The 22,273-nt window shown below is 54.3% G+C and carries 27 protein-coding genes; 10 read left to right on the forward strand and 17 right to left on the reverse strand.

The features are described from left to right. Window positions 1-4: 4 nt before the first annotated feature. The 7 genes from WCX49_RS08185 to nifH form a co-directional block, all read right to left on the reverse strand. Window positions 5-568 (reverse strand): DUF2628 domain-containing protein, encoded by a 564-nt coding sequence (locus WCX49_RS08185; protein WP_345984609.1) that lies wholly within the window; start codon window positions 566-568, stop codon window positions 5-7. Between the two features lie 118 nt (window positions 569-686). Beyond that, on the reverse strand, window positions 687-926 hold the full coding sequence (locus WCX49_RS08190; RefSeq protein ID WP_345984610.1) for a hypothetical protein: 240 nt from the start codon (window positions 924-926) through the stop codon (window positions 687-689). A gap of 8 nt (window positions 927-934) precedes the next feature. After that, window positions 935-1,087, reverse strand: a complete 153-nt coding sequence (locus tag WCX49_RS08195; RefSeq protein ID WP_345984611.1) for a hypothetical protein — start codon at window positions 1,085-1,087, stop codon at window positions 935-937. Between the two features lie 244 nt (window positions 1,088-1,331). Continuing rightward, window positions 1,332-2,879 (reverse strand): nitrogenase molybdenum-iron protein subunit beta, encoded by a 1,548-nt coding sequence (nifK, locus tag WCX49_RS08200; protein WP_345984612.1) that lies wholly within the window; start codon window positions 2,877-2,879, stop codon window positions 1,332-1,334. Next, window positions 2,879-4,351, reverse strand: coding sequence for a nitrogenase molybdenum-iron protein alpha chain (gene nifD, locus WCX49_RS08205; RefSeq protein ID WP_345984613.1), 1,473 nt, complete (start codon window positions 4,349-4,351; stop codon window positions 2,879-2,881). The genes nifK and nifD overlap by 1 nt, the downstream gene beginning before the upstream one ends. A 48-nt stretch (window positions 4,352-4,399) precedes the next feature. Next, complete coding sequence (locus WCX49_RS08210; RefSeq protein ID WP_345984614.1) at window positions 4,400-4,753, reverse strand: hypothetical protein; 354 nt, start codon at window positions 4,751-4,753, stop codon at window positions 4,400-4,402. A gap of 101 nt (window positions 4,754-4,854) precedes the next feature. Beyond that, entirely contained in the window at window positions 4,855-5,760 is a 906-nt protein-coding gene (nifH, locus tag WCX49_RS08215) for a nitrogenase iron protein (protein WP_345984615.1), read from the reverse strand. Window positions 5,761-5,894: 134 nt separating this feature from the next. On the opposite strand from nifH, the gene WCX49_RS08220 reads away from it, so the two are divergent. Next, complete coding sequence (locus WCX49_RS08220) at window positions 5,895-6,104, forward strand: hypothetical protein (RefSeq protein WP_345984616.1); 210 nt, start codon at window positions 5,895-5,897, stop codon at window positions 6,102-6,104. Here WCX49_RS08220 and WCX49_RS08225 read toward each other — a convergent pair. From WCX49_RS08225 to nifB, 7 genes are all read right to left on the reverse strand, one after another. Further along, entirely contained in the window at window positions 6,088-7,596 is a 1,509-nt protein-coding gene (locus WCX49_RS08225) for a GNAT family N-acetyltransferase (protein ID WP_345984617.1), read from the reverse strand. The two genes, WCX49_RS08220 and WCX49_RS08225, sit on opposite strands and share 17 nt — an antisense overlap. Before the next feature lie 2 nt (window positions 7,597-7,598). Next, on the reverse strand, window positions 7,599-7,865 hold the full coding sequence (locus tag WCX49_RS08230; protein WP_345984618.1) for a hypothetical protein: 267 nt from the start codon (window positions 7,863-7,865) through the stop codon (window positions 7,599-7,601). Window positions 7,866-7,904: 39 nt separating this feature from the next. Further along, a complete protein-coding gene (locus tag WCX49_RS08235) occupies window positions 7,905-8,099 on the reverse strand; it encodes a CCE_0567 family metalloprotein (protein WP_345984619.1) in 195 nt (64 codons plus the stop codon). A 71-nt stretch (window positions 8,100-8,170) separates the two neighbouring features. Beyond that, complete coding sequence (locus WCX49_RS08240; protein WP_231018409.1) at window positions 8,171-8,398, reverse strand: FeoA family protein; 228 nt, start codon at window positions 8,396-8,398, stop codon at window positions 8,171-8,173. A gap of 11 nt (window positions 8,399-8,409) precedes the next feature. Continuing rightward, window positions 8,410-9,234, reverse strand: coding sequence for a GNAT family N-acetyltransferase (locus WCX49_RS08245; RefSeq protein WP_345984620.1), 825 nt, complete (start codon window positions 9,232-9,234; stop codon window positions 8,410-8,412). Beyond that, complete coding sequence (gene nifV / locus WCX49_RS08250; protein WP_345984621.1) at window positions 9,225-10,346, reverse strand: homocitrate synthase; 1,122 nt, start codon at window positions 10,344-10,346, stop codon at window positions 9,225-9,227. Before nifV ends, WCX49_RS08245 begins: the two co-directional genes overlap by 10 nt. 105 nt (window positions 10,347-10,451) lie before the next feature. Next, complete coding sequence (gene nifB / locus WCX49_RS08255; protein WP_345984622.1) at window positions 10,452-11,834, reverse strand: nitrogenase cofactor biosynthesis protein NifB; 1,383 nt, start codon at window positions 11,832-11,834, stop codon at window positions 10,452-10,454. 348 nt (window positions 11,835-12,182) lie between these two features. On the opposite strand from nifB, the gene WCX49_RS08260 reads away from it, so the two are divergent. The 6 genes from WCX49_RS08260 to WCX49_RS08285 all read left to right on the forward strand — a co-directional run bounded on the left by WCX49_RS08260 (window position 12,183) and on the right by WCX49_RS08285 (window position 17,011). After that, window positions 12,183-12,623, forward strand: a complete 441-nt coding sequence (locus WCX49_RS08260) for a hypothetical protein (RefSeq protein ID WP_231018413.1) — start codon at window positions 12,183-12,185, stop codon at window positions 12,621-12,623. Continuing rightward, window positions 12,613-13,095: a redoxin family protein gene (locus WCX49_RS08265; RefSeq protein WP_345984623.1), complete on the forward strand. Its 483-nt coding sequence runs from the start codon at window positions 12,613-12,615 to the stop codon at window positions 13,093-13,095. The genes WCX49_RS08260 and WCX49_RS08265 overlap by 11 nt, the downstream gene beginning before the upstream one ends. Further along, window positions 13,095-13,961 carry a hypothetical protein gene (locus WCX49_RS08270; RefSeq protein ID WP_345984624.1) on the forward strand — a complete coding sequence of 289 codons (867 nt, stop codon included), beginning with the start codon at window positions 13,095-13,097 and terminating at the stop codon, window positions 13,959-13,961. Before WCX49_RS08265 ends, WCX49_RS08270 begins: the two co-directional genes overlap by 1 nt. Before the next feature lie 94 nt (window positions 13,962-14,055). After that, window positions 14,056-14,652: an ATP-dependent Clp protease proteolytic subunit gene (locus WCX49_RS08275; protein WP_345984625.1), complete on the forward strand. Its 597-nt coding sequence runs from the start codon at window positions 14,056-14,058 to the stop codon at window positions 14,650-14,652. Further along, window positions 14,652-15,881, forward strand: a complete 1,230-nt coding sequence (gene clpX, locus WCX49_RS08280; protein WP_345984626.1) for an ATP-dependent Clp protease ATP-binding subunit ClpX — start codon at window positions 14,652-14,654, stop codon at window positions 15,879-15,881. The genes WCX49_RS08275 and clpX overlap by 1 nt, the downstream gene beginning before the upstream one ends. Window positions 15,882-16,015: 134 nt before the next feature. Continuing rightward, window positions 16,016-17,011 carry a rod shape-determining protein gene (locus WCX49_RS08285; protein WP_345984627.1) on the forward strand — a complete coding sequence of 332 codons (996 nt, stop codon included), beginning with the start codon at window positions 16,016-16,018 and terminating at the stop codon, window positions 17,009-17,011. Between the two features lie 80 nt (window positions 17,012-17,091). On the opposite strand, the gene WCX49_RS08290 is transcribed toward WCX49_RS08285, so the two are convergent. After that, window positions 17,092-19,095, reverse strand: a complete 2,004-nt coding sequence (locus WCX49_RS08290) for a diguanylate cyclase (RefSeq protein ID WP_345984628.1) — start codon at window positions 19,093-19,095, stop codon at window positions 17,092-17,094. Window positions 19,096-19,309: 214 nt separating this feature from the next. Between WCX49_RS08290 and WCX49_RS08295 the strand changes: the two genes are divergently transcribed. Together WCX49_RS08295 and WCX49_RS08300 are read left to right on the forward strand one after the other, a co-directional pair. Next, window positions 19,310-20,491: a NifS family cysteine desulfurase gene (locus WCX49_RS08295; protein ID WP_345984629.1), complete on the forward strand. Its 1,182-nt coding sequence runs from the start codon at window positions 19,310-19,312 to the stop codon at window positions 20,489-20,491. Between the two features lie 5 nt (window positions 20,492-20,496). Beyond that, a complete protein-coding gene (locus WCX49_RS08300) occupies window positions 20,497-20,700 on the forward strand; it encodes a hypothetical protein (protein WP_345984630.1) in 204 nt (67 codons plus the stop codon). Here the strand turns inward: WCX49_RS08300 and WCX49_RS08305 are convergent, their stop codons facing one another. Further along, on the reverse strand, window positions 20,701-20,991 hold the full coding sequence (locus WCX49_RS08305) for a helix-hairpin-helix domain-containing protein (protein ID WP_345984631.1): 291 nt from the start codon (window positions 20,989-20,991) through the stop codon (window positions 20,701-20,703). Between the two features lie 21 nt (window positions 20,992-21,012). Next, entirely contained in the window at window positions 21,013-21,456 is a 444-nt protein-coding gene (locus tag WCX49_RS08310; protein ID WP_345986798.1) for an META domain-containing protein, read from the reverse strand. 238 nt (window positions 21,457-21,694) lie between these two features. Here WCX49_RS08310 and WCX49_RS08315 point away from each other — a divergent pair, with 238 nt between their 5' ends. Then, entirely contained in the window at window positions 21,695-22,258 is a 564-nt protein-coding gene (locus WCX49_RS08315; protein ID WP_345984632.1) for a hypothetical protein, read from the forward strand. Window positions 22,259-22,273 lie beyond the last annotated feature (15 nt).

Consider the following 22,273-nt stretch of genomic DNA (forward strand, 5'->3'; position numbering starts at 1 on the left):
GTCGTTACTGATGCTGGCTGAGGACGACGCCGAGTGCCAGGAAACCGATCACGACGCCGATGAGCATCAATACATTGATGATCGCGGCGACGACCACGACCCAGGTATGGTAGCCGCCGAGCTGTTTCATTGTCGCAATACGCATCTCGTCATCCGTCGAAGCGGCTTCCGCCTTTTGCTTCAGCTCTTTGTAGGTCTTGTAGACGAAATAAGGCGCGGTACCGCCCGCCAGGACCATGAAGATCAGCGAACCGATGAGCCCGAGCGGCAGAAGCGAGAAGACGACCGCCGCACCGAAATAGCCCAGCGCCGCCAGATAGGATTTGCGGTAGAGCAGGAACCAGAACGTCACAAAGAAAGCCCACCAGGACCAGCTCCAGGCGAAACTGTCGACACCGTTCTGGCTGAACTTTGCAAAGGTACGCTTGTACCACGAAAACTTCTCGGGTTTCTGTACAAACGCGTCGAGCATCGCGTCCTCGTATTGCGTCTGCACTTCCGCGGTGTTTTCGGCAGTATCGGACGGCTCTGCCGTTTCTGACGCCTGCGTATTCGGGTGGTTTTCCATACTGGTGGGCTCCTGGATAATCTCTGCTCGTACAATGACTACGCAACGTTACAAGCGCCCTATCGTATCGAAAAAGCATTTAAAATCGTGAAAATGCGGTACACGAAAATTGACCGGGCTAGTAAAGTTCGCACGCCTCGACGAACCCGCCCTCTTCGACGGAGATGACGAAGTTGTCGTCCACCTCTTTCACATCAAACCCGTGTTTGCCGCAGAAACTGTTGTTGAGCGTATCGGCCCACTCGTAGGCGTGCTCTTCGGCCTCATCACGGCTGTAAAAGGTACGGATCTGCTCCAGGCCCCTTTTTTGTGCACAGCCGCACAGTTTTTCGACGACGACGTGGTATTGCGACGGCATGGGAAGCCTTAGGAGAGTTTGCTGTTGCTGGAGATCAGGTAGAACTGGTCTTTGAGTTTGTTGAGTTCGCGGATAACAAGATCGTGGTGTTCTTCGCTGAGCGCGTAGTGCTGCTCCATAAAATCGTAGAGTTTATCGATGTTGGTGTAGATCTCTTTCATCAGATTTTCCTTGATCTTGTCGGAAACGGCCATGGGTATTGTCCTTTTTTCCGCATCTATTGCAAAAACCGTGCTTGAAAGTCGTGAAAGGGAGTGCCCCCCGAAGGGGACAACATGAATTGAGGAGAGAGAAAGTCGGGGGTCCGAAGAAGACGCCCCGGTGCCGCCCCAGCGGTCCGAACCGGCCGTGGGGCCGCGGCGAAACTCAAAAAAAACAGGTATCCCTCTCCCCGGGGGAAGAGATTTAGCGGATAAGGTCGAAGAAGTAGTCCGTCGTAGCGATACCCTTCGTCTCTTCGTCGAGCTGATCAAGAACTTTGTTCGTGATCTGAGTGAGCATGTTGAGCGCACCTTCGTAACCGCTCAGAGAGTAGCGGTGCAGGTGGTGACGGTCAAAGATCGGGAAGCCCATGTAGATGAGCGGAGTACCCGTATCACGCATCAGCTCTTTACCGTAAGAGTTACCGATCATGAAATCGACAGGCTCAGTAAAGAGGAATGAACGCATGTGCCACAGGTCTTTACCTGCCCAGACGTTCAGTGTGTCTTTTGCCGGTGACGTGTCGAGAAGCGCACGCATCTCGTCTTCCCAGCCGCGCGGTGCATTGTGGCACAGTACGTGTGTCGGTTCCGCACCCATTTCGAGCAGGAAGGAAACAACACCGATCAGGAAGTCAGGGTCGCCCCAGATCGCGAATTTCTTACCGTGCATGTACGGGTAGGAGTCCTGCATAGCATCGACCAGGCGCTGGCGCTCTACTTTCAGCTCTTTCGGGATCTCGTTACCAGTCAGTTCGGCAAGCTTCATGATGAACTCGTCAGTGCCTTTCAGACCGATCGGGTTACACGTTGTGCTGCCTTTCTGCTTCCAGCGCTTCTCGACCATTTTCATGGTTTTCGGTGTAGCGTATTTCTGCAGAGAGATCGTCGCTTTAGAGTTGATACAGTCTTTAGCGTCTTCAAGCTTCGTACCGCCGGCGAACATGTTGTATTCACCTGCAGGCATATCCCACTGGTCAGAGTGGTCGCCGAGCATGATGTAGTCTGCACCCATCTTCTCAACGATCGTCTTAACCGCACGGAGTGAACCGATGTAGGTTTCGAAGCCCGGGATGATGTTGATGCGCTCTTTCGTCTCACCTTTTTGGTCTTCAGTGAGCTGCTGCATCGTACCGTGCATCATGTTGTCGTAACCAGTGATGTGGCTACCGACGAATGACGGAGTGTGTGCATACGGGATCGGGAAAGATTCCGGAAGGTCAACACCACCGTCTTCCTCTTTCGCAGCTGTAATGAACGCATAGAGGTCGTCACCGATGACTTCCGCCATACAAGTAGTGGAAACCATGATCATGTCCGGCTTGTAGACTGCTGCACAGTTTTTCAGACCGTCTTTCATGTTGGTCAGACCACCGAATACCGCCGCGTCTTCTGTCATAGAGTCGGATACACAAGGTGTCGGCTCTTTGAAGTGGCGCGTAAAGTAAGAACGGAAGTAAGCAACACAACCGTGTGAACCGTGAACGTACGGCATACAGTTCTCGAAACCGAGAGCGACCATGACAGCACCGAGGGGCTGACATGCTTTTGCCGGGTTGACAGTGATCGCTTCACGAGCCAGGTTCTTTTCGCGGTAATCCCACGTCGTCGTCCACTCAGCGATTTCAGCGACTTTTTCTTTGTCGATGGCGCCCCAGGCACCCTCGAACTGTTTTTTGTTTGCCAGGACATCCCGGTACTCAGGATGCTGGAAGAGGTTTTTACCGTTGTCGATTTTATCTACGTTCTGCATTACGCTTCTCCTTCCGTTTCCCAAGGTGCTTTGCTATATCCCCATACCGGAGAGTTGATCGCGAGGTCCATGTCGGCTGCGAAGATCGCGAAACCGTCGAATCCGTGGTACGGACCGCTGTAGTCCCAAGAGTGCATCTGGCGATACGGCAGACCCATTTTCTGGAAGACGTATTTCTCTTTGATACCAGAAGCAACGAGGTCCGGCTCAAGTTTCTTGACGAACGCTTCGAGCTCGTATTCGTTGACGTCATCGTAGATGACAGTAGAACGCATGATCTCGTCTTTCGTACGTTTGTAGTCGTCGTCGTGTGCGAATTCGTAACCCGTACCGATAACTTCCATACCGAGGTCTTCGTAGGCACCGATAACGTGACGCGGGCGGAGACCACCGACGAACAGCATTACTTGCTTGCCTTCGAGGCGCGGCTTGTACTTGTCGACAACCGCATTGATCATCGGCTCGTATTTCGCGATAACCTCTTCACATTTCGCCTGGATCTTCTCGTCGAAGAATGCAGCGATCTTGCGCAGAGATTTGTAAGTCTGAGACGGTCCGAAGAAGTTGTATTCAACCCAAGGGATACCGAACTCTTTCTCCATGTGACGGGAGATGTAGTTCATAGAACGGTAGCAGTGCAGGAGGTTCAGTTTAACCTTCGGCGTCTGTGCCATTTCTTTGAGCGTAGCATCGCCTGACCACTGAGCCGTTACACGCAGACCCATCTCTTCGAGAAGGATACGGCTTGACCATGCGTCACCACCGATGTTGTAGTCACCGATGATCGCAACGTCGTACTCAGTCGGCTCGATAGCGTCACCCAGAGTCTCAACGTTACCGTCGAAGACGTAGTCACGGACAGTGTCGTTCGCGATGTGGTGACCCAGAGACTGAGAAACACCGCGGAAACCTTCACAGTTAACCGGAACGATCGTGTTACCAGTTTTCTTCGCATACACTTTAGAAGTCGCGTTGATGTCGTCACCGATCAGACCGATCGGACACTCAGACTGGACAGTGATACCGTTGTTCAGCGGGAACAGCGCGTCGATCTCTTCGAAACAGACAGCCAGTTTCTTGTCACCGCCGAAGACGATGTCTTTTTCCTGGAAATCTGAAGAGAAGTTCATCGTAACGAATGTATCGACACCGGTTGTACCGATGTAGTAGTTACGACGGCCGGCACGTGAATACTGACCACAGCCGATCGGACCGTGAGAGATATGAACCATATCTTTGACCGGACCCCAGACAACACCTTTTGAACCGGCATAGGCACAGCCGCGCTGGCTCATGACACCCGGAACAGTTTTCTTATTCGAACGGACGTTACCGCACGTTTTTTGGCTTTCATCCTCTGGTGAACCTACACCGAGGTGCTTAGCACGGTTTTTCGCAGCTTTTGCCGGGTACGCTTTGAGTACCTCTTCGATCGCTGCTTTTTGTTTTGCTTCCAATGATTCTGGACCCATAATATCCTCCTCTATGTCTTATTAAAGAATCTATAATTTTTAGTTTGCTTACGCTGCCGTAATGCGGAACTGAGCCATAGAGTCGAATTTCTTACAAAGGGCCATAGTCTCGTCGTCTGCAGCATCGAGACGCTTGGAGAGCTCTGCAATTTGATAGCGGTTTGTATAGATCATGTAATCAGACTCAGCCGTCTTGGCATAGTGCACAAGCGCTTTGAACATGAACGTATCTTTGTTCGTATAAGAAAGCTCTTCTTTTTGGCCTTCGCGGCTTTCCATGAGCATTTTAATTTCGCTGACGCTGTCGAAATCGACGCCTGCATTTTCCAGTTTTTCAACAACTTTTTCGTCCGGGATTGTATTCCCCATATCTGCCGGGAAGTGGAAACCAAGAATAAACATAATAATTCTCCTTCTTTGTCTGTTTTTTTCTTTTCATTATGAGAATTTTTATTCCCCCGAAGGGGAAAACGCATCTTTCAACCAAGGGAAAGCAAGGGCAATTACGCTTCTGCAGCCTTACCGATGTTGTCTTCGTCAGCCTCGTCTTCAAGACCGTACTTCATGAGAAGGTCTTCGAGGTCGTCCATCTCGAGCGGAGTCGGGATGATTTTCATGTCGTTGCTGATGATCTTGCGAGCAAGTTCTTTGTACTCGAGAGCCTGGTCAGAAGACGGGCTGTACTCAACAACTGTCATACGGCGAAGTTCAGCGTGCTGAACGATGTTGTTACGCGGTACGAAGTGGATCATCTGAGTGCCGAGGTCTTTTGCCAGCGCGATCGCCAGGTCATACTCTTTGTCAGTCATACGTGCATTACAAACCAGACCTGCAAGGCGAACCCCACCAGTGTTTGCATACTTCAGAATACCTTTGGAGATGTTGTTGGCAGCGTACATTGCCATCATCTCACCAGACATAACGATGTAGATTTCCTGAGCTTTACCTTCGCGGATCGGCATAGCGAAACCACCACAAACAACGTCACCGAGAACGTCGTAAGAAACGAAGTCGAGACCTTCTTCTTCGTAAGCGCCTTCTTCCTCAAGGAAGTTAATTGCAGTAATAACACCGCGACCTGCACATCCAACACCCGGCTCTGGTCCGCCAGACTCAGTACAGTTAATCCAGCCGCCCGGTGCATCAGGAGCAAAAATACCTGCACCCGGTTTCATTGCATCTTCGAGTTCGAGGTCCTCAACAGTACCCATTTCAGCAGCAAGCTGCAGAATAGTAGACTGTGCTTTCTCGTGCAGGATCAGACGAGTTGAGTCCGCTTTCGGGTCACAACCAACGATCAGGATGTTCTTATCAAAGTAGTGAGCCATAGAAGCCAGCGTGTTTTGGGAAGTAGTAGATTTACCAATCCCACCTTTACCATAGAATGCGATTTGACGAAGTTCAGCCATTTTTTTCTCCTTGTAGATGTACTTCGCCGTAGTTGATGCATGATGCGTTCCCGGTTTTTTGAGTGACAATTCCTGACATTTCTAAAAAAGTCTGACAACAATCGGAAAAATGTACAAATTTGTAAGAATAGGATTTGCAGCAGCCCCGACATTTTGTCGCAAAACGCTGCAAAGCACCTATTCATGGGGCTTTGAGGGGATTTACTACTGAAAGGAATTCTCAAAATCAGGAAGGAGATACGGGCTTCAAAATTGTCGCAAATAGGATAAAAATTGTCGCAGGTGCGACAAAAAGCATGAAAGGCCCCAAAACAGGGGCTTTGAAGCTTAAAAATTATTTTTAAAATGAAAGACGGTGAGATTGGTGCGGCGGAAGCCGCGGCGGGTGTAGAAGTTATGGGCGTTTTCATTGTCGATATCCGCGGCAAGCTGAATCCGTTTGTAGCCGTATGACTGTGCCATAAAGCGCATTTTGTTGATGAGCCGGCTGCCCACCCCCATCTTGCGGTACTCCTGGCGGACGACCAGGTCTTCGATCTGGCCGACATAGTCGCCTTCGGCACTGGAGATGAGGCGCTGCATCGTCAGCATCCCGACCACTTTCCCCTCGTGCCGCGCGACGAGCAGGTCGGTACCCTCATGGCCGTAGAGTTTCGTAATCCCGGAGAGCTGCTTGTCGAAGTCGATCTCGAAATCCTGCTCGATGGCGAAGAGCACCCCCAGCAGTCCGGCCATGTGCGGCAGATCCTCCTCCGTGGCAGCCTCGATAGTGATGCCTGTCTTCATATTGATGTCGCAGATCTCCGGGTGGAGCACTTCGATGACCAGTTTCGCATGCTCATTGAGCGGGTTGTCACCGATATAGAGGGAGTTCAGGCTCTTCATGTTCGCCAGCTCCTCCGGCAGGTCGACAATGGCGTTGCCGTCGATATCGAGTTCGTACAGCTCCGTATAGCGGCTGATCGTCTCCGGCACGTCGGCAATCGCGTTGGAGGAGTAGCACAGTGACCCCAGGGAGGTCGATGGCAGCATCGGAAACGCCGTCAGCCCGCAGCCGTCACAGGAGAAGGCGCGAAGATAGGGGGCGAAATCATCCGCAATTTGCAGTGATGAAAGCGCGTTGTCGTCCAGCGTCAGCACTTCAAGCTCCTCCAACCCGTGCAGCGTCACCTCCTTGATGCGGTTCGAGGCGAGGTTGACCGATTCGACCCCGAGGGTGAAAAAGGCTTTGTCGATCGTTTCGATACGGTTGTCCGAGAGCTCCAGTTCCAACAGCGAACTGAGGTATGTCGCCTCCGGGGGGATCCTTGTGATCAGGTTCCCCTCCAGGTTCAGCCGCTCGACCGACGTGAGCTGGGCCAGCATGGCGGCAATATCTTTAATGTAATTGCCGGCGAGGTTGAGGGTGCGCAGCTCATTGGGAACGCTCAGGCAGTTGTCGAAGCCCTCGAGCACGTTGCCGCTGAGATCAAGCACACGCAGCATCGTGAAACGGACCAGCTCACTGACGGCGCTGATACGGTTGCCGCTGAGGTTGAGTGAACGGATCGGCAGTGCCCCCAACAGTGCCGGGACGGCCGTGAAGGCGTTACGACGAAGGTCCACGTTGCTCAGTCTCATCATCGACGCCATGGACTCGGGCAGCACGGAAAGTTTGTTGTTGCCCAGGTTGAGCGCGACCAGTTCGGTGAGCAGGCCGAAACTCTCGGGCAGACTCTGCAGCGCGCGGTTGCTCAGATCGAGACGTTTCACCTCGGCAGGCGTTTTGACTTCCGGTACGATGGCCCGCTGCGCCATCAGCCAGGCACGCAGGGACTCCCATTGCGGTTCGGACATAGTTACTCTCCTTCCGCCAGACGGCGTAGCCGCTCGAGGCGCTGTTCGATCAGGTGTTCAATCTCTTCAAAATCGTACGTACCGAACTGGTTCATGTCGTACAATTTTACCAGTGCCGCACGGCAGCAGCTCTTATTGCATTCGGTCACCAGTTTTTTCGCTTTTTTAAATGGGAGGGAGGTGTTTTGAAAGATGTCGATAGCCTCGGCGACATTTTTTTCGCCGCATTCGCAGATCTCCATCTGGAGAATCTCTTCTTTACTGCGCATGATTAGCCTCCGCAGGACGGGCGTCCATGGCGGGGAGGATCAAAGGCCGTTATCAGTCTTGAACGTGTTGGCGTCTTCGACTGCAGCGCGAAGTTTTTCACTCAGTTCCGGCATTTTGACGTAGTCGGTCCAGAGTGTGTCTTCGACGATGTCGTGGATCTCCGAAGCGATCTCGACCGCCAGACGTTTGCGCTTGGCCAACTCTTTTTTCAGTTCTTTTGCATCAGCTGACATTCTATCTCCTTGTTCGAGGTGGTTCAGGCCCCTCTGCAAACACGACCGAAATCGTCTTTGCAAAGAGGCCCTCAGGCCACTTTATGCACCTCGATGAGGGCGGCTTCCTCTTTGCGGAGGCCTACCAGGGTACGGTTGATCATCACCTGGACGGTACTTTTGAACCAGCCGAAATGCTTAATGCTGATCTGTGCATTCGGCATCAGGCCCATCGCCAGCAGGCGTGCGCGAAGCGCACCGTGGACATTGATGGCGTCCACCGCTGCTATTTCACCGACTTTCATCTGCAATAAACACATTTCGGGCTCCTTTAAAGTGAAAATGCGTAAATGTTTTCGAACTTAATCGAATTGCCGCCCTTGCTCATGTGGACGAACTTCTGCTGCTGTTTGAAGTGGTACTTCTCGTAAAGATCGACAACCGGCTTCACCCCGAGGGGGACGTCGGCGAAAACCTTTTTGAGCCCCCGGAAATAGAGGACCCCTTTCATCATCTTCTCCGCTTCGTCCTCATGCCCCTCGCGTACCTGCCAGGGGCCCAGATAGACATGGCGGGCATTCACGACGCTGGAGTGCTGAAAGGCATTGGGCAGCGTGAATTTGAGCGAACTGGTGCGTTCCATCTCATCGAGCAGGAACGCAAGGCGGTTCTCGCCGAACGTTTCATGATCGATGGCATGGATGGCGGATTCGAAGTTCCCGCCGTCCAGTTCTTTGGCATGCGCATTGGTAAAATTGAACGGCGGCACTTTGCCGACATTGATGAAACGGCCCACTTCCATGTTGGATTCAAAACCGTGGGCTTCGAAAAACGGTACGAGGTCCGGGTTGGCATGGAGGTAAATTTTGCGGAAATCGTTCTCCAGTACCCCCAGAAGCGTTTGGAAAAGGCGTTTGCCTATTCCCTTCTTCTGGTACTCCGGTCGTACCATAAAATATTTCATCTGTGCCGTTTCGGTAAAGCCGATCGACATGATCGCGCCCACCAGTTTGCCGTCTTCGTACGCACCGTAGCAGAGGTTGGGCGAGTGCATCATCATCAGCTTGATATGGTAACCGTCGGCAAGCCAGCCCACCGTATCAGCAATCTTGACCAGTTCAGCGACGTCTGCAAATTTAAGCCATCCTATGAACATAGGCTCTGCCTGTAAAGAGATACGAGCTCCATGTCGTCTAGGACCTGCTTACGCGAGGTCACGATTTCGCGAATGCGCGGCAGCAGAGACTGCAGTGCACTTTTTTCGGCGCTGATGCCGAGCTGTTTGAGATGGTACATGACCGTTCCGGTTCCCGAATGCTTGCCGATAGGGAAAGCGCGCAGCCCCCCGACCTCTTCGGCATCGAAGGGTTCGTAGGCGCGGCTGTTCTTCATCATACCGTCAGCATGGATACCGCTCTCGTGGGCAAAAAGACGCTCCCCGACAATAGGGGCGTTCGGCGCAATCGTTACGCCCGCCGCCTCGGCGACGATGGCAATGAGCGAACGCATCTGCATCGCATCGATGCGGCGCGTGTCGCCGTAGAGGTGTTTGAGCGCCATGGAGATCTGTTCGAACGAAGCGTTGCCCGCCCGTTCGCCCAGACCAATGACCGTCGTATTGACGCTGAGCGCACCTGCATCCAACCCGCTGAGCGCATTGGCATTGGCAAGACCGAAATCATTGTGCGTATGCATTTCGATCGGAAGGAGATTGAGGGAAACCAATGCCTTGATGGCTTCGTAGGTTCGTGTCGGTGTCAGAATCCCGACGGTATCGCAGTAGCGGAAACGGTCAGCGCCGAGCGTGTGGCCCAGCTGCATTACGTCGGCAATAAAGCCAAGATCGGCACGGGAGCTGTCTTCGGCCCCGATACAGACATAGAGTCCTTCGCGTTTCGCGGCCATAATGACTGCCTCGAGCTGCGAAAGCATCCGGCTTTTATCACCGCCGAATTTAACGTCAATCAGAATATCCGAAACGGGGATGGAAAGGTCAACGGCTTTCACGCCACACTCAAGCGACGCCTCGAGATCGCGCATCGTCGCACGGTTCCAGGTCATCATCCGCGCCTCCAGCCCGAGGGCCAGCAGTTCGCGGATGTCATCCTGTTCGCGCGTTCCCATTGCGGGAATGCCGATCTCGAGTTCATCGGCACCGCAGGCATCAAGCGCGCGGGCGATCGCTATTTTTTCACCGGTGTTGAACGCCACATAGGGCGCCTGTTCACCGTCACGTAACGTCGTGTCGTTGATCAAAGCCATTTCCATCCTTCACCTTCGTCAATTCGTCTCATCTGACGCAAAATGCGAAAGCATTTGTCTGCTGTTTAGCGGCCTTCCGGAAGTTCCGGGAGATCCCGGAGCGTACCGATCTTAGTTCGCTTCCATCTCCTCGGGGAGATTGAAGTATTTGCGTGTCGCCTTGAGGACGGAAGCCTCCATCGGCTGATACGCATAGCTCATGTCTGCAATCAGTCCCGCTTTCGCGAGGTCGTCCTGCGGACAGCCGCCGATCTTCGCTGTCAGGATCAGCTTGCAGTCTTTGAGTTTCTCAAGGATCGCATCGATCGGGTTCGTGCCGTCCGGTCCCGCACAGTACTCGTAGTCGAGTTTACGGTGGTGGATGAAGCGGATACCGCGGTCGCCTGCTTCGTAGATAAGGAACTCTTTGACCGAACCGAAGTGCTGGTTGATCATCCCTTCGCCCGCCGTCGTTACCGCGACAAGGATGGTCTGACCGTCGGAGCTGAGGTCTGCCTTCTCTTTGCGGACACGCTCGTTTGCACGGTCGAGGAAGAAACGGAACTCTTCGATCTTCGCATGCGCTTCTTTACGGCCTTCAACATTGTAGTGTGCTTCGAGGGCATCGAAACTCATCTCTTTGAAGCGGTCTTTCGTGAATTCCGCACCGCGGTCCTCACCGATCAGACCGACGGCGTCGGCGCGGCACTGGCGGCAGTGCTGCATCAGTTTCATATCCATACCGCATGCTTCCTGGACTTCCATCTGCTGCTGATCCGTCGCAGACGGTACACCGTCAAGGGCGAATTTCGTACCGAACTCCGGCTCGGAGATGATCGGCATGATGTTGTGGAGGAAGACACCGATCTCTTTGAGTTTCTTGGAAACTTCCGGCAGGTGCTTGTCGTTGATGCCCGGGATCAGAACGGAGTTCGCTTTGATCAGGATACCGTGCTCGACACACTTCTTCATCCCTTCGAGCTGGTTCTCGAGGAGGATACGGGACGCCTCTTTACCGTAGATGCGTTTGTTGTTGTGGTAGATCCACGGATAGATTTTCGAACCGATCTCGCCTGTTTCGTCTACAGAGTTGATCGTGACCGTAATGTGGTCGATGTCGTATTTCACCATTTCATCAACGAAGTTCGGCAGTGCAAGGCCGTTCGTAGAGAGACAGAGTTTCAGGTCTGGCGCTTTTTCGCGGACCATTGCAAATGTCTTGAATGTTTTTTCCGGGTTGGCGAGGGCATCTCCCGGTCCGGCAATACCAAGAACACTCATACGCTGAACTTCACCGCCGACGAACATGACCTTCTTGACGGATTCTTCCGGTGTCAGGCGTTCGCTGGTAACCCCCGGACGGCTCTCGTTGGAACAGTCGTATTTACGGTTACAGTAGTTACACTGGATATTACATGCAGGTGCAACCGCAACGTGGATACGTGCGTAGTGGTGGTGGGCTCCTTCAGAGTAACATGGGTGATCGTGGACCTTTTCTGCAATATCAGCTGGCAATGCTGATTCTGTTGGGCTTGAACCGCAGCTCATTTTAGCTCCTTTAATAGATGTATAGGTTTGACGAACCTGACCTTGCATCATGTAGCTACAATCATATTCTGCTGCCAATGATGCAAACCCCATTCCAGCCATTTTCCGGCCCAGAGCGCTACCACCTCCGACAATTCTTACAATTTTGTCCCCCGATGACCTCTTTGAGACCACGGCAACATTATTAATTAGTATCTCATGTAAAACCTCCCATTCTCCGCCAACGCCCGACAGTCGGGCAGCTCTTCACTGGAACGCATCTTGCATTTTAGCCGTCAAGTACGCCTGATTCCGGGCGACGGTAAAGGAAACTCTATGAAGATCGCTGTCCCGTTCAGTCAACAGCTCGAGCTCTATCGCGATAACCCTTCGACCGCCCCGAAATTCGGCATTTATGAAATTGTTATGGAAAAGAGCCGGGTCGGTATCTCACTGCTGAGCGTTGAGATGAACCCCTGGTGCAAAACGGCGTGCGGTCTCTTTGACACCTCCTCGACCACCTGCACCTGCGACGAAGAGCGTCAAAAAGACATCCGCCACATCACCGAGCACTATGCCCTGCTTGAAGTGCTCGCCGGCTGCAGCTACCTGCTGGCCGACCGTTTCTGCGACAACACCAAACGCGCACTGACCAACGGCGGCATCCATCTGTTCAAATTCCCCTCCGTCATCCGCACGACGGAGAATGCCATCAAAAATTTCATCATAGGAGCTTCGCTTGCAAATACAGTTGAACACGTCTACTATGCGTCTTGAAGAGCAGCCGCTTGACATCGGATACGCTTCCGAAAAGGTCACGCTCAAAGCCCCGGACGGTACGTCACAGAGTGTCGGGGGACAGGACGGTAAGACCCATCTGATCGTTACCGTCCCTTTTATAGATGACAACTGCATCGCCGAACTGCAAGCCATCGGCAAGGCCCTTCCGAAAGCCGACGATGTCACCGCGTCACTGATCGTCGCCGCGACCTCCCACGAGGACCCCAAAGTCGAAGGGTTCCGCTTCCTGCTTGACAGCGACGAAGAGTTCGCCGACTGGTACGGTGTGCGCCTCAGCGGTGAGCCCCTTGACGGGGAGCTGACCAAGGCCCTGTTCATCATCTCCAAGGATGGTGCACTCTACTATGATGAATTTGCCAGGAACCTGCATGATCCGTTCAACGCCGAAACGGCCGTACGGAAAGTCTACGCTGCGCAAGAATGCTATACCGGGAAAGGATGCCACTAATGAGTGAAACAATGACGACAACAGAGACCAAAGACTACAGTGAACTGATCGAAACGATCAAGAAAGAGATCCGCAACCAGACGACCGTCCCCTACTTCGGGCTGGGAATCTTCAAAGGGATTACGACCAAAGAGGGCGAACAGATGCCTTTTGACTCGGATTCGATGATTTTGATGATGAACAACGGCCGTGCCATGAGCCCGCGCCTGATGTTCGAATACTCCCGGGCCGCCATGCACCTCGAGCAGCGCCGCGGCGTGGACTACATCCAGCAGATGACCAACTGGATCTACACCAAGGAGTTCGAACCGACGCCGCTGCACAAGGCGATCCTGAACATGTCGCCGCGCTACATCATCGACACCAACCGCGATGCCAAGCTGCAGGAGATGCTCGCCTTCGAACCGCATACGTTTATCATCGGCAAGTCGCGCATCCTCGACAATGACTACCGCTACGAGATCTACGAGTGGGATGTCGAGAACAAGAAGTACTTCCAGGTCGACGAAGAGGCCCTCGACGACGCCCAGAAGATTCTCTTCAAACCAATGGGTTCCCCGCTGCCGGACCCGAGCTTCGTTATCTCCGACGCCGACTATGTCGACTGGCTGACCGAAGCGATGGGCGGCTATGCCGTCCCGTCCGTCCTCAAAACCTACCGCAAGACGAAAAAGTACCTCTTCATGGGGACCTATTTCGACCGCGATACCGACCGTATGGTCGCCAACGAACTGACGCACGACCTCGAAGGGGGTTACTTCATCACCGACCAGGAACTCGGTAAAAAAGAGAAGAAATTCGTCGAGAAGCACAATCTCGAACTGATCAAGATGTCGCTCGAAGCCTTCACCGAGGCGTTTATCTAAAACCCAATACACCTGCCCCAATCGGGGCAAACGATACGCAATCTTGAGCGATCGCTTAGCGGGATGACGCGGCGAAGCCACACAAAGGAAACTTATGCCATACATACCTACCGTAAAAGACAGAACCCCACGGGGCGAACGCTATTTTGACCTTTTTTCCAAACTGATGGGTGACCGTGTCATCATGATCACCGAACCGATCGACGACCACATGATGGGGATCATCGTCTCCCAGCTGCTTTATCTCGAAGCCGAAGATTCCGAAGAGCCGATCCATATGTATATCAGTTCTCCGGGCGGTTCGGTGATGGCGGGTCTCGCCATCCTGGACACCATGCAGCTGATCAGCGCCCCGGTCTACACCTACGGTCTGGGCATGGTCGCATCAATGGCCGCCGTCCTCTTCACCTGCGGCGAGCCGGGACACCGCTACGTGCTCCCCAACGCCGAAGTGATGATCCACCAGCCGCTCGGCGGCGCACAGGGCCAGGCCAGTGATATCGAGATCCAGGCCAACCACATTATCAGCCTCAAAAAGCGCCTCTACAAGATCCTCTCCGAAGCCACCGGTGCACCGGTCAAAACCATTGAGAAAGCCAGCGACCGCGACAACTATTTTGTCGCCGAAGACGCCATCAAGTTCGGTCTGGCGGACCAGATCCTCAATGCTATTACGAAAAAGGAAGTCTGATGAGTACCAAAGAAGAAAAAACATGTTCGTTCTGCGGGCGTAAGCAGAGCGAAGTGAAAAAAATGTTCTCCTCCGAGAACACCAATATCTGTAACGAGTGTGTCACGACCTGTTCAAACATCCTCCAGAAGGAGGTCCGTTACGAGCAGCAGGAGAAGATGCACCAGGAGCTGCCGAAGCCCTCGAAGATCGTCGAGTTCCTCGACAAATACATCATCGGACAGGAGGACGCGAAAAAGGTTCTCGCCGTCGCCCTTTACAACCACTACAAACGGATCGAAAACCCGATCTACAATAATGTCGAGCTGGAAAAATCGAACATTATGCTGCTCGGACCGACAGGGAGCGGTAAGACCCTGCTCGCCAAATCCCTGGCGAAAATCATGAACGTGCCATTTGCCGTCGCCGATGCGACAGCACTGACCGAAGCCGGCTACGTCGGCGAAGACGTCGAGAGTATCCTCTCCCGCCTCCTCGCCGCGGCCAACTACGACATCGAAGCGGCCCAGCGCGGCATCATCTACATCGACGAGATCGACAAGATCGCCCGCAAAAGCGAGAGCGCCACGATGGGCAGAGACGTCTCCGGTGAAGGGGTCCAGCAGGGTCTGCTCAAGATCCTGGAGGGCAGCGAAGTCTACGTCCCGGTCAAAGGGAGCCGCAAGAACTCCACGACGGAGACCGTCCTTTTCGATACCACGCATGTCCTCTTCGTCTGTGGGGGCGCCTTTGTCGGCCTCGTCCCGGACAAGCACACCAAGCGCACCAACAAGGTCGGCTTCGCAAAGGTCCAGAAAAGCGAGATGGCGGCTGATTTCAAAGTCGACCAGCGCGCCCTGGTCCACTACGGTATCATCCCCGAGTTCATCGGCCGTATCCCGGTCATCGCCCAGCTGCGCGAACTGACCAAAGACCAGATGGTCCAGATTCTCCAGGAACCTGACAACGCCCTGATCAAGCAGTTCCAGGCGCTCTTCGAGATGGACGGCATTTCCCTTGAATTCGAGGCCAAAGCCCTTGAGGCGATCGCCCAGCAGGCGATCGACAAAGGCGTCGGTGCCCGCGGTCTGCGCGGTATCATCGAAGAGGTGATGCTGCCGCTGCAGTACAGCTGCCCTTCCCGCGAAGACCTCGAGAGCGTCACGATCACCGAGGGAGTCGTCAGCGACCCGATGACCGAACCGATCTACACCTTCAAAAAAGAGGAAAAAGAGAGCGCCGAAGCGTAATCCTTTCCAATGCTCCCCCGTACGGGAGTATCTCCCAAAATCTAAATTTTCCGTCTAGACGCATCGCTTCCGACCTCATGGCCAAGCATTTACGGGCGTGCAGTACAATGTCTTCAAACCTTGGGGGGAAGAACATGTTTGCACGAAGGCGCTACGCCATCGATCTCGGTACGGACAATACCATCGTCTATGAACCGTCACGGGGAATTATCTTCAACGAGCCGACCTGCATCACGGTCAACAAAAGCAGCGGGAAAACCGTCTGTATCGGGCACGAATCCAAACAGATGCTGGGCAAAACGCCCCCGCACCTCCCAGTCATCCGCCCCCTTGCACACGGTGCCGTCGCCGATCTCGATGCGACCGTCAGTTTTCTGAAGCATCTTATCCATATGCTGATGCGCACACGCGGTCTCTTCGCGCCGGCGATCGCCGTCAGCGTCCCCTTCGACCTCACAGCCTACGAACGCGATGCCGTCCGATCAGCCGGGCTCCAAGGCGGGGCGGGCAGCGTCGTGATGATCAAGGACCCCTTTTCGGCAGCCGTCGGTGCCGGTATCGACTTCCACTCCCCCGAGGGCGCACTGCTGCTTGACATCGGCAGCGGTGTCACCGAGATCTCGCTGCTTTGCTGCGGCGGCATCGTCGCATCGCACTCCGTACGCTCCGCCGGTTGGGATTTCGAACAGGCCATCATCCATCATTTCGACAACGTCCGCCGCGAACGCATCGCACCGCACGAAGCCGAATCCCTGAAACTGCAGCTCTCCCGCCCCGGTCAGGCCGACACGGCGAAAGTCTATGCCCTGAGCCGCGACAATGCGCTTCCCCACGCCCTGCAGGTCCCGCTCGGCGACGTGCGTGAAGCCCTGAAGCCCGGCATTCGCCGCCTCGGCCGCTTCGTGAAAACGTTCATACGTACCCTTCCCGAGGATTTCGCCCCCCGCCTCCGCGACAACGGTCTCTACATGACCGGCGGCAGCGCACAGCTGGCGGGTCTGGGGACGCACCTCGAACACACGCTCGGGATCAGAACCGTCCTCAGCCGTGACCCCCTCCGTGAGATCGCCCTGGGTGCCGGGCGTATCATGGAGGACCGGAAACTGTTCGCGCATCTCAGTGCCGGATAGACCCGCCTAACCATCCTGCCGCAGGGGAACAGACGTTCATCTCCGACAGCTTAATCGACCGCCCCTTCCAACGAAGCAGACTAGGAGGAGACGACCCGGTTCCGGCCGGACTTCTTCGCGACATACATGGCAGCATCGGCGGCTTCGAGCAGTTTGTCAGCCGTATCGATATGCTCCGACAGGCTGGCGACCCCGAGGCTCACCGTCAGGGAAAACGATCGTTCCGCACCCGTCATATAGGGTTCGCCTGCGATCTCGCTGCAGAGCCGTTCGGCCAGTTTCATCGCCTCGTCGTGTGCCGTCTCGGGCAGGATGATCACGAACTCCTCCCCGCCGTAACGGGCGGTTACATCGCTCTTGCGCATCGTTTTCCTCAACATACCCGACACTTTTCGCAGTGCCATGTCCCCGACATGATGCCCGTAGGTATCATTGATCTTTTTGAAATGGTCGATATCGAGCATAAAGAGCGACAGCGGGTGGTCGTAACGCTCCGCCCTGCTGACTTCGGCCTGCAGCTGCTTTTCCAGGACATGACGGTTATAAAGCCCGGTCAGGGCATCGTGCCGCGCCGAATACTCCAGCGCCCGCTCCATCCGCCGGAATTCGGTGACGTCGCGGATGACGCCGAGGAACTGTTCGGTCTCCCCGATCAGAATGGGAGAACCGGAGACTTCCGCCAGAAAGAGGCTGCCGTCTTTACGCTGCAGCTGTACCTCCCGGCGCCCCTTCTGATGCGTCTGCATAATCTGGGAGTAGAGCGTCGGCTGCATACCGGGAGCCATCAGGTCGAAGACACTCATCTGGAGCAGTTCGTTTTTTGTATACCCTACGAGTTCGGCGAATGCATGATTCACCATCATAAACCTGCCGTCCCTGTCCGCCAGGCTGATCCCGTCCATGCTCGCTTCCACGACTGCACTTAAAAGCACCTCCCGCTCTTTGAGGGTCTGTTCGTACTGTTTTCGGTCCGTAATATCATAGATGGTCCCGATGGAGCGAACCGGCATACCTTTCTTGTCATAAAAGGTCTCACCGCTCTCCAGAACGTATTTGATCCTGCCGTCGCGCAGCAGCAGCCGGTGCTCGAGCCTGTAGGGCGTATGATAACTGACCGAATTTTGGTAGCTCCTGTCGACCATCGCCCTGTCATCAGGATGTATAAACTCGGTAAAGAGCTCATAGGAGACGTCGAAATCCTCCCGGTCGATTTCAAAGATCCGGTACACTTCATCGGACCAGTTCAAACTGTTTGTTTCAAGGTTGTACTCCCAGCTGCCGAAGTGCGCCAGGCTCTGCGCCTCCTGCAGCTTGCGCTGGGAGGCTTCAAGGTTCTTCGTTCGCTGCTCCACAAGGTACTCGAGTTCTTGCCGGTCGTGCCTGTTGCGCTTGACGAGATAGCGGTAGATAATGAGATTGATAATGATGTACACGACAATAATGAGGAACATCGCAAATTCAAAAAAGGCGAGTTTGCTGTTGAGGGCATTGAAGATCCCCTCGATCCTCTCATTGAGCAGACTCATGAAATCGTCGATGGGGTTCATGATTTTCTGCTTGGCCTCATAATAGGCTTTGGAGTGCAGCAGTCTTATGGCCTTCTGCTGGTCGGGTTTCGCCCGGACGGTGTACTGGCCGCCGGCATCCTTGTAACGCCCTTCCGCTGCGTTGATGGCCTCGATCTCCAGGTTCACCAGCGCGTTTGAATAGTCTTCCGCCGTTTTCAGTTTGCCCTTCTCTTCCGGGGTAAAGGGGAGTCCCGCGATGATGCTATCCAGGGACTTCTTCTCTCCCGGCGGATGCCTGCGCTCGCGCTCCGCTTTCGACAGATCCCAGTAGACGTTGCCGTACCCTTTCGGTCTGGGGGCCTGGCCGTTGCGGATATCCAGCGTCGTAAAGTAGCGCTGTTTAAACTCCGGGTCTTTCGTCACGACATAGGCGCGTGCGAAATGGGTCAGGTCATCCGAGGTCTGACGCAGCTCGTCGGCCGTCATCAGCATCTGTTTCGCATCAAGGATCTCCTGCTCCATCCTCACATGCAGTTTGTCGGCTTTGTAGAAGACGACCGTGACAATACCGATCATTATGATTTCACATATTATAATAAAAAGATTATTTTTTGTTTTCATGCTATTTTTATTATAGCAGAGTACACGGGCTGCCCGCAATCAAAGCGGCAAACGCCGGTCGTGACAAAATAATCCCTCTTTTTACGTCAAAAACGTATTCGCACCCTTTTCTCGAACAGATTTTGCAAACTACCGGGCATTAACACCCAACAAAAACGAGGAACATTCAATGCGCGTTTATCTCGACAACAATGCCACCACCAAAATCGACCCCCTGGTCAAAGTCAAAATGCAGCCCTTTTTCGAGGAGCTTTTCGGGAACCCGAACTCCCTGCACCAGTACGGGATGGAAGTCCGCCCCCACCTGAACAAAGCGATGGGAAAAATGTACGACGCCCTGAATGTACCGGACGAAGATGATATCCTCATCACCTCCTGTGCGACCGAGAGCAACAACACCGTACTCAAAGGGATCTACTTCAAGCACATCCTGAAAAACCCGGAGAAGAACCACATCGTCACGACCTCCGTCGAGCACCCGTGTATCCTCGACACCCTCCACTTCCTGAGCGACTACGGGGTCGACGTCACCTACGTCGATGTTGACGAAAACGGCGGCGTCAGCGCCGAAGCGATCAAAGCGGCCGTTACTGACAAAACCGTCCTCATCTCCATGATGTGGGCCAACAACGAAACAGGAATGATCTTCCCGGTCGAAGAGGTCAGCGCCTTCGCCAAAGAGAATGACATCCTCTTCCACAGCGACGCCGTCCAGGCCATCGGCAAACTGCCGGTCGACCTGACAAAAGTCAACGTCGACTACCTCACCTTCTCCGCGCACAAGTTCCACGGTCCCAAAGGGGTCGGCGGTCTCTACGTCAAAAAAGGCAAACAGCTCCCCAACCTGCTGCACGGCGGCGAGCAGATGGGCGGTAAACGCGCCGGTACCCTCAACGTCGCCTATATCGTCGGTATGGGTCTGGCGATGGAACAGGCGGCAGGCCACGTCGACAAGATGAACACCGAAGTACGCCGCCTGCGCGACAAACTCGAAGATGCCCTGGCAAAGATCCCCGACACCATCATTGTCGGACCGCGTGAAAACCGCACGCCGAACACCGTCCTTATCTCCCTGCGCGGGATCGAGGGTGAAGCGATGCTCTGGGACCTCAACCGTGCCGGTATCGCCGCTTCCACCGGTTCGGCGTGTGCTTCCGAGTCCCTCGAAGCCAACCCGATCATGAGCGCCATCGGCGAAGACCCGGAACTGGCGCACACCGCCATCCGCCTCAGCCTGTCGCGCTTCACGACCGAAGAAGAGATCGACTACGTCATCGACGCCTTCACGAAAGCGGCTGAACGCCTGCGCTCCATCTCCTCCACATACGGATACAAAAGCGAAGCGGGCTGAACCTGATGCGTTACCTCATAAACGTCCGCGTCGACGGTACGAAAAAACGCACCTACCCCGTCGATGCAAAGGACGAGACACAGGCCAAAGAGCGCCTGCTGCTCCGCCTTCCGCCGCACCAGCGCGAAACGCTGATTGTCGACGAGATCAAGATCGACCCGGCCTCGCTGGTGAATGCCGATCCCTACGGCATTTTCGGCGAAGAGTGATCATTCATTCTTCAGCATTGCCTTGCGCTGCGGCGTATAGGCCCACCACACTCTTGCCTCGCCCCCGTTCATAAAATCCGTAATCGACATAAAGACATCCAGCACACAGGGGTCCTGTTTCATCCCCGTCAGTTCGCACAAAATACCGTAAAGCTCCAGCGGATCCTGGCCGCTCAGCTCCTCGGGGTGGTTGATCCCGATGCGGCGCAGATCGGCAGCCAGTGCAGGACCGATATTGGGCAGATCGGTCAGTGTTTTCGTCGTTTCGCGTTTGACTTTATCGGGGTGCATGGGCGTTCTCCTCTTTGCCGGTCATGGGGCGGGTCGGAATATCATCGTTCCGCCGTCACCGGACAGTTCAAGATAAAGGTTCCCCTCTTCCAGCCGAAATGAGTGAACCCGCATAAGGTCGCGCACGAAGCGTCTGTCCTGGGAATCCGGGCCGCATGCCATTTTTGTCGCGAACAGCTGCCCGAGCCTCAGCGTGTCATCCTCGATCGTATAGGAACCGCCGCCACGGTTGCAGTCCAGTCGGGCCTGTAGCCCCCCCGCTGCGTCAAAACGGACCGTATAGCGCTCCGGCGCCAAAGAAACGAGTTTGCCCGATACTGTTTCGGTCGCGACCCACTCCCAGCGCCTGCCGCTAAGTGGTTCCCCGTCATCGTCGGCACTGTGTTTTTTGATATCGTGGTACGGTGAACAGGCCGTCAGAAAGAGCAGTAAAAAAACGGAGAGAATACGGCGCAGCATTTTCATCACTTTGATTGACACTCTAGTGACAGCGTAGCACACTTTATTTAATATATACCATTATTTGTTGATTACAGATGTCAAATGAACATCACAAGCGTGGATCACAATATTCACGGCCCCTATCGTTCCGATGCGTTTTGTATAAGACACCCCCCTAAGAAGTCCAATCCCTACTTTTTTGAAATCAATAGAACGCATATTGCATTCCGCTTGAAATATCACAACACAAGGATGACACTCTATGTCAACAGTACAGGACTTCATTTTCGGGAACAACCTGCAGTGGCAGGCTTCTTTCAGCGAGAAAACAGACAAATACGCCTACGGCTACCGCGGCAGCCTCGTCATCACCCCGGGCAAGGTGCTCTCTGCCGACAAACAGCTCCCGCCGAAGGCCACAGCGACACAGGTTATCCTCGTCAGCAACAGCGACAAAATCGACTTCATCGCCTGCGAACTCGAAACCCTCGATTTTTTCGAACCGTTCGTTGAACAGTACAAAGAGGTCCTCTCCACCGACGGTCTCTATCTCCTCTTCGTCACCGACCTCGATGCCGACGGCAAGTTCGAGTATGAAGGGTTTACCTTCTACGCCTTCTCTCTCGATGAGAGCTCCGTCTGGAACGAACTCCTCGACCACGCCGACCTTTCAAAAGGCGACCTGAAAAAACTCGATGCCGGCGAGAAGATCGATACAGTCTACGACGAGATCAAGGCGACGACACTGCGCATCTCCGACAAAAGCTACGACGATATCAAAGCCGCACAGAACGGCGAAGGCAGAGTCCTTTTCGGCGCGGTCTGATCGCGATGCCCCCGG

It is taken from the genome of Sulfurimonas sp. HSL-1656, from assembly GCF_039645585.1.
In the GTDB taxonomy this organism is placed as follows: Bacteria; Campylobacterota; Campylobacteria; order Campylobacterales; family Sulfurimonadaceae; genus Thiomicrolovo; species Thiomicrolovo subterrani.